This window comes from Acidovorax sp. SRB_24, assembly GCF_012931925.1.
In genome coordinates, this window is record NZ_MWOM01000030.1 from 34,648 (window position 1) to 45,894 (window position 11,247).

General features: G+C 69.6%; 11 protein-coding genes and 1 pseudogene. 10 read left to right on the forward strand and 2 right to left on the reverse strand.

Translation table 11 applies throughout. The features are described 5' to 3' along the window. The first annotated feature begins 9 nt into the window (after positions 1-9). The 3 genes from tsaE to B2J89_RS12100 all read left to right on the forward strand — a co-directional run bounded on the left by tsaE (position 10) and on the right by B2J89_RS12100 (position 2,474). Positions 10-525 (forward strand): tRNA (adenosine(37)-N6)-threonylcarbamoyltransferase complex ATPase subunit type 1 TsaE, encoded by a 516-nt coding sequence (tsaE, locus tag B2J89_RS12090; protein WP_169169338.1) that lies wholly within the window; start codon positions 10-12, stop codon positions 523-525. Then, positions 522-1,952, forward strand: coding sequence for an N-acetylmuramoyl-L-alanine amidase (locus tag B2J89_RS12095; RefSeq protein ID WP_169169339.1), 1,431 nt, complete (start codon positions 522-524; stop codon positions 1,950-1,952). The genes tsaE and B2J89_RS12095 overlap by 4 nt, the downstream gene beginning before the upstream one ends. A 291-nt stretch (positions 1,953-2,243) precedes the next feature. Further along, positions 2,244-2,474, forward strand: coding sequence for a glycine zipper 2TM domain-containing protein (locus B2J89_RS12100; RefSeq protein ID WP_169169340.1), 231 nt, complete (start codon positions 2,244-2,246; stop codon positions 2,472-2,474). A 55-nt stretch (positions 2,475-2,529) separates the two neighbouring features. Here B2J89_RS12100 and B2J89_RS12105 read toward each other — a convergent pair whose 3' ends face one another. Continuing rightward, a complete protein-coding gene (locus tag B2J89_RS12105; protein ID WP_169169341.1) occupies positions 2,530-3,186 on the reverse strand; it encodes a DedA family protein in 657 nt (218 codons plus the stop codon). Positions 3,187-3,534: 348 nt separating this feature from the next. Here B2J89_RS12105 and B2J89_RS12110 point away from each other — a divergent pair, with 348 nt between their 5' ends. The 6 genes from B2J89_RS12110 (at position 3,535) to B2J89_RS12135 (ending at position 10,163) form a co-directional block, all read left to right on the forward strand. Then, on the forward strand, positions 3,535-3,777 hold the full coding sequence (locus B2J89_RS12110; protein WP_169169342.1) for a glycine zipper 2TM domain-containing protein: 243 nt from the start codon (positions 3,535-3,537) through the stop codon (positions 3,775-3,777). 141 nt (positions 3,778-3,918) lie between these two features. Further along, positions 3,919-5,892 carry a DNA mismatch repair endonuclease MutL gene (mutL, locus tag B2J89_RS12115; RefSeq protein ID WP_169169343.1) on the forward strand — a complete coding sequence of 658 codons (1,974 nt, stop codon included), beginning with the start codon at positions 3,919-3,921 and terminating at the stop codon, positions 5,890-5,892. Positions 5,893-6,161: 269 nt separating this feature from the next. Then, on the forward strand, positions 6,162-7,505 hold the full coding sequence (gene gdhA, locus B2J89_RS12120) for an NADP-specific glutamate dehydrogenase (RefSeq protein WP_169169344.1): 1,344 nt from the start codon (positions 6,162-6,164) through the stop codon (positions 7,503-7,505). 173 nt (positions 7,506-7,678) lie between these two features. Beyond that, positions 7,679-8,362 carry a type 1 glutamine amidotransferase domain-containing protein gene (locus B2J89_RS12125; RefSeq protein WP_169169345.1) on the forward strand — a complete coding sequence of 228 codons (684 nt, stop codon included), beginning with the start codon at positions 7,679-7,681 and terminating at the stop codon, positions 8,360-8,362. Positions 8,363-8,508: 146 nt separating this feature from the next. Continuing rightward, on the forward strand, positions 8,509-9,501 hold the full coding sequence (gene miaA, locus B2J89_RS12130; protein ID WP_169169346.1) for a tRNA (adenosine(37)-N6)-dimethylallyltransferase MiaA: 993 nt from the start codon (positions 8,509-8,511) through the stop codon (positions 9,499-9,501). Then, positions 9,498-10,163 (forward strand): ABC transporter ATP-binding protein, encoded by a 666-nt coding sequence (locus B2J89_RS12135; RefSeq protein WP_169169347.1) that lies wholly within the window; start codon positions 9,498-9,500, stop codon positions 10,161-10,163. The genes miaA and B2J89_RS12135 overlap by 4 nt, the downstream gene beginning before the upstream one ends. 139 nt (positions 10,164-10,302) lie before the next feature. Here the strand turns inward: B2J89_RS12135 and B2J89_RS12140 are convergent, their stop codons facing one another. Further along, complete coding sequence (locus tag B2J89_RS12140) at positions 10,303-10,731, reverse strand: Hsp20/alpha crystallin family protein (protein WP_169169348.1); 429 nt, start codon at positions 10,729-10,731, stop codon at positions 10,303-10,305. A gap of 195 nt (positions 10,732-10,926) precedes the next feature. Here B2J89_RS12140 and B2J89_RS12145 point away from each other — a divergent pair. Continuing rightward, positions 10,927-11,247: pseudogene (locus tag B2J89_RS12145) on the forward strand (ABC transporter permease); the annotation flags it as partial.

Genomic DNA, 11,247 nt, shown 5'->3' on the forward strand with positions numbered 1-11,247 from the left:
AGGAACGAGTTGACTGCTGCACACCACCATCGCCCGATTGTAGAAAGCGCCCCCGCGCACGACCTGCGCAAAGCCACCTGGCACAGCGAGGACGATACCGCCGCTTTCGCCCGCCAGCTGGCCGCACAGCCCCTGCTGGCCGACGCCTTCATCACGCTGCACGGCGAGCTGGGCGCGGGCAAGACCACGCTGGTGCGCCACCTGCTGCGCGCGCTCGGCGTGACGGGCCGCATCAAGAGCCCGACCTACGCCGTGGTCGAACCCCACGAGGCGCCGGGCCTGGCCATCTGGCACTTTGACTTCTACCGCTTCAGCGATCCGCGCGAATGGGAAGATGCGGGTTTTAGGGACATCTTCGCGGGCCCCGGCCTCAAGCTGGCAGAATGGCCGCAAAAGGCTGCAGCCCTTATCCCGCCTGCGGATATTGCTATCCACATTGAAGCACTGGACGACCACGAGCGGTGCGTGACGCTGCAAGCGCACACCGCCCGCGGGCGCCAACTGTTGCACGGAATGGACGCATGACCCTCCCCTTTCCTCCTTCACAGACCCCGCTGCGCACGCCGTCGCGCCGCGCCATGCTGCAGGCCGGCAGCCTGGTGCTGCTGCTCGGTGCGCAGCAGATTGCGCGCGGTGCCACCATCATGGCCGTGCGCATCTGGCCTGCGCCCGAGTATTCGCGCGTGACCATCGAGTCCGACGGCGCCCTCAGTGCCAAGCAGTTCTTCGTCGCCACGCCGCCGCGCCTGGCCGTGGACATCGAGGGCATCGAGCTCAACCCCGCGCTGCGCGAGCTGGTGGCCCAACTGCGCTCGGACGACCCCAACATCGCGGGCATCCGCGTCGGCCAGAACGCTCCCGGCGTGGTGCGGCTGGTAATCGACCTCAAACGCGCCGCCCTGCCCCAGGTGTTCACGCTGCCGCCGGTGGCCGCCTACCAGCACCGCCTGGTGTTCGACCTGTACCCGGCCGAGCCCGTGGACCCGCTCGAAGCGCTGATCGCCGAGCGGTTACGCGAGCCCGCAGCCCCCCCGGGCGTGGCGATGGCGCACGCGGGCACTGCTGCACCGGCCACGCCCGGCGCCCCCGACCCGCTGGGCGAACTGATCGCACGGCAAACGGCGCGCCCCGCCGCTGCGCCGGCGGCACCCGCAGCGCCGCCCACGCAAACAGCGGCAGCGCCCGCCGCGCCCCTCCAGCCCGCCCTCGCCGCGACCTCCCAGCGCACCGACCGGATCATCATCGTTGCGCTCGACCCCGGGCACGGCGGCGAAGACCCCGGCGCCATCGGCCCCAGCGGCACGCGCGAGAAAGACGTGGTGCTCAAGGTGGCCCACCTGCTGCGCGATCGCATCAATGCCACCACCGTGGGCGGCAACCCCATGCGCGCCTACCTCACGCGCGATGGCGACTATTTCGTGCCGCTGGGCACGCGCGTGCAAAAGGCCCAGCGCGTGCAGGCCGACCTGTTCGTCAGCATCCACGCCGACGCGTTCACCACGCCCAGCGCGCGCGGCGCCAGCGTGTTCGCGCTCAGCCAGAGCGGCGCCTCGAGCACCGCCGCGCGCTGGCTTGCGAACAAGGAAAACCAGGCCGATCTGGTCGGCGGCATCAATGTGCGCGCCAAGGACCAGCATGTGCAGCGCGCCCTGCTCGACATGAGCACCACGGCGCAGATCAACGACAGCCTCAAGCTCGGCAGCGTGCTGCTGGGCGAGATCGGCGGCATGGCCAAGCTGCACAAGCCGCGCGTCGAGCAGGCCGGCTTTGCGGTGCTCAAGGCGCCCGACATCCCCAGCGTGCTGGTCGAGACCGCCTTCATCAGCAACCCCGAGGAAGAGGCGAAGCTGCGCAGCAGCGCCTACCAGGAGCAGCTGGCCGATGCGCTGATGCGCGGCATCACGCGCTACTTTGCCAAGAACCCGCCGCTGGCGCGCAGCCGCTCGCTTTAGCGCCACGGGAAGGATATCGCCGGACGGCAAGCTGCGCGCACTGGCGATGTCGTGCACCTGCCAGGCCATGCACCCACGCGCTCGGGAAAGACGCAGCACTGCGGTCCACCCTCTGCCTGGCCGGGTCGCTAGCAGCAGACCCTGGCGCCGTGGGCGGCCTTGTCTGACAGGCCTTGCCCCCACCGGACTACGCCTCCCGCCGGGCGCCGCAGGCACAGTGGAGTTCACACGCCAAGCCACGGTGCGCTCCGCACCACCGGCCTTGCACAGACCACTGAAAGGACTTTTGCCATGACCATCCGACATTTTCTGATTGCAGGCAGCTGCGCAGCGGCACTCGCCCTGGGCGCCTGCTCATCGAACCCCACCAATGCACAGATCGGCACCGGCGCGGGCGCCGTGATCGGCGGCGTGGCCGGCAATGCCATCGGCGGCGGCAGCACGCTGGGCACCGTGGGCGGTGCGGCCGCCGGGGCGCTCATCGGCAACGAGCTGGGCAAGGACCGCGACCGTCGTCGCTGAACCCCCGGATGCCTTTAGGCGCAGGACGACACCGGACCGGTGCGCCCTGCGCCTGTCAGCGTGTGCGGCCGATGCGCTCGGCGCGGCCCGCGCGCCAGGCGCCAAGGATCGCAATGAAACCCGGGATAAAGATCATCGCCCAGATGACCTTGTCCAGATGGCGCTGGACCCAGGCGAAGTTGCCAAAGAAATAGCCGGCGCTGCAGATCCCGAGCACCCACAGCACGGCGCCGCCGACATTGAAGGCCGTGAACTTGCCCCTGTCCATGGCCGCCACGCCGGCCACGAAGGGCGCAAAGGTGCGGATGAACGGCATGAAGCGCGCCAGCACGATGGTGATGCCGCCATAGCGCTCGTAAAACGCATGCGCCTGATCGAAGGCGCGGCGGTTGAACCAGCGCGAACTCTCCCACTGGAACACCTTGGGCCCGAAATAGCGGCCGATGCTGTAGTTGCACTGGTCGCCGAGCACCGCCGCCACCAGCAGCACCGCACAGGCGACCGGAAAGCTCATCAGCCCCGCGCCGCTGAGCGCCCCCACGATGAACAGCAGCGAATCGCCCGGCAAAAACGGCATCACCACCAGGCCGGTCTCCACGAACACGATCGCAAACAGCAGCGCATAGACCCAGGGCCCGTAGGCCACGACGAAGGCCTCCAGGTGCTTGTCGACATGCAGGATGAAGTCGATCAAAAACGCAATGATTTCCAAGAGAAGGTCCTTCCGAATCGGCTCCGACGCGGCACCGATCGCCGCGCTGGGCAAGGCCCGTAATGTAATGCGCGCCGCCATGGGCCAGGCGCTGGAGCAGCGCGAGCACACCCGGGCGGCAGCGGGCCCGGGCGCGCCACCGGATACATGCCCTTTCCGATAGCTACACGGGCTCGCGATCGCCGCGTGTTTGTTACATATAGCTATAAATATCTACACACACCACACAGGGGACCGCCGGATTTTCAGCAATAGTCTGGTCATGGACTGCAGGGGCAACGCCCAGGTATGCCCCAAGCCATGCGACCCGCACGGCATGCAGTTCCATCCATACCAAGAGGAATCAATATGAAACACAAAATTCTCAGCACCGTCTGCGCAGTCACCGCCGCCTTCGCCCTGGGCGGCTGCGCCAGCCACCCGACCAACGCACAGATTGGCACCGGCGTCGGCGCGGTCGCCGGTGGCGTGGTGGGCGACGCCCTGTTTGGCTCGACCCTGGGCACAGTCGGCGGCGCAGCCGCCGGGGCGCTCATCGGCAACGAGATGGGCAAGAACAGCGACCGCAACAACCGGCGCGGCCGCCGCTGATGCGGCTGCCGCGCTGACCGGCACGGTCTGCGCCGCCTCGCTCACCCAGGCTGCCCACGGGCAGCCTTTTTTGTGGGCCGGCGGCCTGCTGCCACCGCGACGGCGGCGGGCACGGCCGACGCCCCGCCTAAAATCGGCCCGGTGAACGCCACCCCTCCCGTACCCGCCCCTGCCCCGCCCGCACGCCGCCCCATCCGCGACCTGCCCGACGAACTCATCAGCCAGATCGCGGCGGGCGAAGTGGTCGAGCGCCCCGCCTCCGTCGTGCGCGAACTGGTCGACAACGCGCTCGACGCCGGCGCCACCCAGGTCACCGTGCGCCTGTCGGCCGGCGGCGTGCGCCTGATCGCGGTCGAAGACGATGGCGGCGGCATTGCCCAGGCCGAGCTGCCGGTGGCGCTGCGCCGCCACGCCACCAGCAAGATCACCGACCTGCACGACCTGGAGACCGTGGCCACGATGGGCTTTCGCGGCGAGGCCCTGGCGGCCATTGCCTCGGTCTCGGAGATGGCGCTGCTCTCGCGCCCGGCCGACCAGGCCAGCGCCTTTTTGCTCGACGCGCGCAGCGGCGAGCTGCGCCCGGTGGCGCGCAGCACCGGCACCACGGTCGAGGTCAAAGAGCTGTTCTTCTCCACCCCGGCGCGGCGCAAGTTCCTCAAGTCCGATGCCACCGAACTGGCGCACTGCATCGAATCGGTGCGCCGCCATGCGCTGGCGCGCCCCGACGTCGGCTTTGCCATCTGGCACGAGGGCAAGCTAGTCGAGCAGTGGCGCGCCACGCTGGCCGCGGGCGGCGACCTGGCGGAAGCACTTGCGCGGCGCCTGGCCGACGTGCTGGGCGAAGACTTCGTCGCGCAGTCGGTGGCCGTGCAGTACAGCGTGGGCCGCGTCAGCGTGACCGGGCGTGCCGGCGTGCCCGACGCCGCGCGCTCGCGCGCCGACCAGCAGTACAGCTACGTCAATGGCCGCTTCGTGCGCGACAAGGTGCTCACGCACGCCGCGCGCAGCGCCTACGAGGATGTGCTGCACGGCCAGCGCCAGCCGGTGTATGCGCTGTATGTGCAGATCGACCCGGCGCGCGTGGACGTGAACGTGCACCCGACCAAGATCGAGGTGCGCTTTCGCGACAGCCGCGAAGTGCACCAGGCCGTGCGCCACGCGGTCGAAAACGCCCTGGCGGCGCCGCGCGCTGCCGCGCTGGCGGCCGCGGCCCTGGCCGCAGAACACAGCCCCGCCGCCGCCCCGTCTGCCACGCCAGAATATGCGTCAAATCGACCTCAAACGCCCGTCTGGCAAGCGCAAGAAGCTATGCATTTTGATGAGAACAGCGGCCACCGCGTGAACGACCTGCAGGCCCTGTGGGGCAGCCCGGCCGCGTCCAGCGCAGCGCCGCCGCTGTGGCGCGCAGCCGCGGGCAGCGGCGGCGCCGCCCCCGAAAGCACCGGCACGGCGCAGCCTCGTGCCGCCGTGGCCAGCGCCGCACCCGACGCCGCGCCAGGAACCCCAGACAACACCGCTCCAGCCCCCACCTGGCCTCTGGGCCGTGCGCTGGCGCAGCTGCATGGTGTCTACATCTTGGCCGAGAACGCCCAGGGCCTGGTGCTGGTCGACATGCACGCTGCGCACGAGCGCATCGTGTACGAGCGGCTCAAGGCCCAGGTCGATCAAAACGCGCGCATCGCCAGCCAGCCGCTGCTGATTCCGGCGACCTTTGCCGCCACCGCCGAGGAAGTGGCCTGCGCCGAGGCCTGCGCCGACACGCTGGCCCTGCTGGGCCTGGAAATCGTGCCGTTCTCGCCCAAGACCCTGGCCGTGCGCGCCGTGCCGACCACCCTGGCCCAGGGCGACGCGGTCGAACTGGCGCGCAGCGTGCTGGCCGAGCTGGCCGTGCACGACGCCAGCACCGTGGTGCAGCGCGCGCAGAGCGAGATCCTGGGCACCATGGCCTGCCACGGCGCGGTGCGCGCCAACCGGCGCCTGACGCTCGACGAGATGAACGCCCTGTTGCGCCAGATGGAGGTGACCGAGCGCTCGGACCAGTGCAACCACGGCCGGCCCACCTGGCGCCAGATGGGCATGCGCGAACTCGACGCGCTGTTCCTGCGCGGGCGCTGAGTGCCCCGGTGGCTCCCCCAGAAACCCGCTGCGTGCGGGTTTTTTTCATGGGCGCGTGCCGTGCAGACCCACTGCCTGGGGCAGCCGTGGCCCGGTCGGGCCCACAGGCACGCCATCGGCGCCGCGCCGGCAGGGCCGCGCTCCCGCTGCCTCCGGCGCTGCGGCAATGCAACGGCACAATCTGCCTTATGCATGAATGCATAACTTTTTGGCATAATCTCGCGCTGCAGTGCCCCCGATCCCGATTTTTTTGAAGAAAGCCCGTTGTTATGAAGTACGCGTCCGTAGGCCAATTCCTTGAACAGGTTGCCCAGCGCAACCCCGGCCAGCCCGAGTTCCTGCAAGCCGTGACCGAAGTGATGGAAAGCCTGTGGCCCTTCATTGAAAAGCACCCAAAATACGCCGACCACGGCCTGCTCGAGCGCCTGATCGAACCCGAGCGCACCGTCATGTTCCGCGTCTGCTGGACCGACGACCACGGCAGCGTGCAGGTCAACCGTGGCTACCGCATCCAGCACAGCATGGCCATCGGCCCCTACAAGGGCGGCCTGCGCTTCCACCCCTCGGTCAACCTGTCGGTGCTGAAGTTCCTGGCGTTCGAGCAGACCTTCAAGAACGCGCTCACCACGCTGCCCATGGGCGGCGGCAAGGGCGGCTCGGACTTCGATCCCAAGGGCAAGAGCCCCGGCGAAGTGATGCGCTTCTGCCAGGCCTTTGCGTCTGAACTCTTCCGCCACATCGGCGCCGACACCGACGTTCCGGCCGGCGACATTGGCGTGGGTGGCCGCGAAGTCGGCTTCATCGCCGGCATGTACAAGAAGCTCAGCAACCGCGCCGACTGCGTCTTCACCGGCAAGGGCCTCTCGTTCGGCGGCTCGCTGATCCGCCCCGAGGCCACGGGCTACGGCACGGTCTACTTCGCGCAGGAGATGCTCAAGCAAAAGGGCCGCAGCTTCGACGGCCTGCGCGTGTCGGTCTCGGGCGCCGGCAACGTCGCGCAGTACGCGATTGAAAAGGCCATGGCCATGGGCGCCAAGGTGGTGACGGTGTCCGATTCGAGCGGCACGGTGATCGACGAAGAGGGCTTCACACCCGAGAAACTCGCCATCCTGATGGAAGTCAAGAACCACCTGTACGGCCGCGTCAGCGACTACGCCGAGCGCACCGGCACGCGCTTCGAAGCCGGCGTGCGTCCCTGGCACGTGCCGGTCGACGTCGCCCTGCCCTGCGCCACGCAGAACGAGCTGGACGAGAAAGACGCCGCCACGCTGATCCGCAATGGCGTGCTCTGCGTGGCCGAAGGCGCCAACATGCCCTCGACCAACGAAGCGGCCAAGGCCTTCGAGGCCGCGGGCGTGCTCTACGCGCCCGGCAAGGCCAGCAACGCCGGCGGTGTGGCCACCTCGGGCCTGGAAATGAGCCAGAACGCCATGCGCCTCTCCTGGACCGCCGAGGAAGTCGATGCGCGCCTGCTGATGATCATGCAGGGCATCCACGCGGCCTGCCTCCAGCACGGCCAGCGCGCCGACGGCAGCGTGAGCTACATCGACGGCGCCAACGTAGCCGGCTTCGTCAAGGTCGCCGACGCCATGCTGGCGCAGGGCGTGGTCTGAGCCAGCCCTGCGGCCGTGCCACAAAAAGGAGCTTCGGCTCCTTTTTTTGTGCCGGTGTCGCTGCCATGGCATGCATGCGTTCGGCGGTTTGTCTTACGGCGTGCGGCCCGCGCCAGGCGCACCATCTTGGCGTCGTTCCCACTTCCCCCACCGCTTCAGAAAGGCACCGCACCATGGCAAAAAAGATCCTGATGGTTTTGACCTCGCACAGTGCGCTGGGCAACACCGGCCACAAGACCGGCTTCTGGCTCGAAGAATTTGCCGCGCCCTATTACGTGTTCCAGGACGCGGGCGCCGAGGTCACGCTGGCCTCGCCCCAGGGCGGCCAACCGCCGCTCGACCCCAAGAGCGACGACCCGGGCGCGCAGACCGAGGCCACGCGCCGTTTCAAGGCCGACGCTGCCGCCCAGAAGGCCCTTGCCCATACGCTCAAGCTTGCCGACGTCTCGGCCGGTGGCTTCGATGCCGTGTTCTACCCCGGCGGCCACGGCCCGCTGTGGGACCTGGCTGAGGACCGCGCCTCGATCGCGCTGATCGAGCAGCTGCTGGCCGCCGGCAAACCGGTCGCCGCCGTCTGCCATGCGCCCGCCGTGCTGCGCCACGCCCAGACGGCCGAAGGCCAGCCCGTGGTGCGCGGCAAGAACGTCACGGGCTTCACCAACACCGAGGAAGAAGCGGCCGGCCTGACCCACATCGTTCCGTTCCTGGTCGAAGACATGCTCAAGGGCCAGGGCGCGCACTATTCGAAGGCCGGCGATTGGCAGCCGCATGTGCTGACCGATGGCCTGCTCATCACCGGGCAGAACCCTGCCTCGTCGGAGCCTGCCGCCCATGCGCTGCTGAAAAAGCTCGGCTGAAGCGGCGGCGCGGGCGCACGCTGGCGGCGGCGGGCCATCTGCTACGCTCGAACGGCCATGCCTTTTTTCACCGCCTTTCGTGCCGCGCTCGCGGCTGATGTTTCCGTTGCCGGCCTCTCGGCGCTCACCGCTGCGGTGGCCGCTCCATGACGCCGCCGCCCCCGCCCTGCATTGCCATCGCCGGCCCCACGGCCTCGGGCAAGACCGCCGGTGCATTGGCCGTGGCCGCGGCGCTGGCGCCCCGCCTGCCGGTCGAGATCGTCAGCGTCGACTCGGCCCTGGTGTACCGCGGCATGGACATCGGCACGGCCAAGCCCACGCCGGCCGAGCGCGCTGCCGCGCCGCACCACCTGATCGACATCCGCGACCCGCTGCAGGCCTACAGCGCCGCTGAATTCGTGCACGACGCGACGCGGCTGATCGCCGAGATCCGGGCGCGCGGTGCGCTGCCGCTGCTGGTCGGTGGCACCATGCTGTATTTCAAGGCGCTGATCGATGGCATCGACGACATGCCCGCTGCCGACCCTGCCGTGCGCGCCACGCTCGAAGCGCGCGCCGCCGAGCTCGGCTGGCCCGCGCTGCACGCCGAGCTGGCGCGCGTCGACCCCGCGACCGCCGCGCGCCTGGCGCCCGCCGACAGCCAGCGCATCCAGCGTGCGCTCGAGGTATGGCAGGTGTCGGGCCGGCCGCTGTCGAGCTTTCACACTTCAAAAACCATAGCTAACAGCGAAATCTCCATCAGCGCTGGAGCGTTATTTTCATTGGAACCGCAAGACCGCGCCTGGCTGCACGCGCGCATCGCGCTGCGCTTTGACGCGATGCTGGCCGAAGGCTTTGTCGACGAGGTGCAGGGCCTGCGCGCACGCGGCGACCTGCACCCCGACCTGCCCGCGATGCGCTGCGTCGGCTACCGCCAGGCGTGGGAAGAGCTCGAGGCCCAGGCCAGCGGCCCGGCCGGCGCCGCACTCGACCTCGCTCGGCTGCGCGAACGCGGCCTGGCCGCCACGCGCCAGCTGGCCAAGCGCCAGGTCACCTGGCTGCGCAGCATGCCGCAGCGCCACGTGGTGGCCTGCGACGCGCCCGGCGCCACGGCGCAGCTGGTGCAGGCGGTGCTGCAGCGGCTGGAGCGGCCCGCATGAGCGCGGCGCCGGCCGTGCTGCAGGTGCAGGCGCTGGCCAAGCACTACGGCGCCACGCCGGTGTTTGCCGACGTGAGCTTTGCGGTGCAGCCCGGCGAGTTCGTCGCCATCGTCGGCGACTCGGGCGTGGGCAAGTCCACCCTGCTCAACTGCCTGGCCGGGCTCGACGATTGGGACAGCGGGCGCATCGTGCACGGCAGCACCGATCTGGCCCAGCTCGACGGCACCGCGCGCGCACTGTGGCGCCGCGCGCACGTCGGCTTCGTGTTCCAGGCCTTCCATGTGCTGCCGCACCTGGACGTGGCGCAGAACGTGGCCCTGCCGCTGATGCTGCTGGGCCAGAACGACGCGGCGCGCGTGCAGCAGATGCTGGCCGCCGTCGGCCTGGGCGACCTGGGCGCGCGGCTGCCGCAGCAGCTCAGCGGCGGGCAGCTGCAGCGCGTGGCCATTGCGCGCGCCCTGGTGCACCGCCCGGCCCTGCTGCTGGCCGACGAGCCGACCGGCAACCTCGACCCCGGCACGGCGCGGCGCACGCTCGACCTGCTGCTGGCGCAGACGCGCGAACACGGCGCCGCGCTGGTGCTGGTCACGCACTCGGACGCGGCCGCAGCGCGCGCCGACCGCGTGCTGCGGCTCACGGCCCAGGGCATTGCGCCGGCCTGACGCGGCCGCGCTGCAGGCGCGTAAACGCCCCGGGGGCGATGGCCGCACCGGGGCGCTTGTATCACGTCAAAAGTGCTTCAAACGCTTTTCCAGCCTGCGCTGGCAGCTATCAAATTAGCAAGCCGCGCCCGCTGCCGCCTTACTCGATGGACAGGCGCTGCGCGTTGCCGCCCTGCTTCTTGGGCAGCGTCAGCGTGAGCACGCCGTTGTCGTACTTGGCCTTGCACTGCGCGGCGTCGATGTCGGCCGGCAGCTGGAAGCTGCGCGCGACGGCGCCGAAGTAGCGCTCCGAACGCAGCACCTTCTCGCCCTCGGTCTGCTGGTCCTGCTGGCGCACCTCGGCGCGCAGGCTGACCACGTTGCCCTCGACCGAGACCTGGATGTCCTCCTTGGGAACGCCCGGCACCTCGGCGCAGACCGTGTATCCGCTGTCGTTTTCCTTCACGTCGACCTTCATCTGGCCCGGCGTGGGCAGCGGATCGCCGTGCAGCGGGCGCACATAGAAGCCCGGGTTCACGTCCTTGAAAAATTCGTCAAACAGGCCACCACGGCCGACCAATGCGTTCATGACAGTGCTCCTTCCAGTAATGGCTAGAAACAAAGAAAAAATTGGCGAGGACCGCTAGCCACCAGCCCCTTTTTCTTACGTAAGGCCGCGCCGCGCGAGTTCAAGCCGTGGCGTGCCGTGGCGTTGATGCAGCGCAAACCGGGCGGCGTGCGAGCCGTGCGCGCTGCCGCCGTGCTGCAGCGCCACAATGGCCCCATGCTCGCCTTGCTTCGCACCTGGTCCCTGCAGGAACTGCGCCACCACCCCTGGCGCAGCGCGGCCGCCGCCTGCGCCGTGATGCTGGGCGTGGCGCTGGCCTTTGCCGTGCACACCATCAACGCCTCGGCGCTGGACGAGTTTGCGCAGGCGGTGCGCAGCATCAACGGCCAGCCCGATCTGGAGCTGCGCGCCGTGCAGGGCGGCTTCGACGAAGCGCTGTTCGAGCGCCTGGCCACGCGGCCCGAGGTGGCGCGCGCCGGCCCGGTGCTCGAGCAGTCGGTGCTGGCGCTGCCCGCGACGGCCGGCGCGGCGGCCAGC

Excerpts from the sequence above, each read along its gene's own strand:
- B2J89_RS12095 (WP_169169339.1), top strand. The coding sequence starts at position 522 with ATGACCCTCCCCTTTCCTCCTTCACAGACCCCGCTGCGCACGCCGTCG.
- B2J89_RS12100 (WP_169169340.1), top strand. The coding sequence starts at position 2,244 with ATGACCATCCGACATTTTCTGATTGCAGGCAGCTGCGCAGCGGCACTC.
- B2J89_RS12110 (WP_169169342.1), top strand. The coding sequence starts at position 3,535 with ATGAAACACAAAATTCTCAGCACCGTCTGCGCAGTCACCGCCGCCTTC.
- gdhA (WP_169169344.1), top strand. The coding sequence starts at position 6,162 with ATGAAGTACGCGTCCGTAGGCCAATTCCTTGAACAGGTTGCCCAGCGC.
- B2J89_RS12125 (WP_169169345.1), top strand. The coding sequence starts at position 7,679 with ATGGCAAAAAAGATCCTGATGGTTTTGACCTCGCACAGTGCGCTGGGC.
- miaA (WP_169169346.1), top strand. The coding sequence starts at position 8,509 with ATGACGCCGCCGCCCCCGCCCTGCATTGCCATCGCCGGCCCCACGGCC.
- B2J89_RS12135 (WP_169169347.1), top strand. The coding sequence starts at position 9,498 with ATGAGCGCGGCGCCGGCCGTGCTGCAGGTGCAGGCGCTGGCCAAGCAC.
- B2J89_RS12140 (WP_169169348.1), bottom strand. The coding sequence starts at position 10,731 with ATGAACGCATTGGTCGGCCGTGGTGGCCTGTTTGACGAATTTTTCAAG.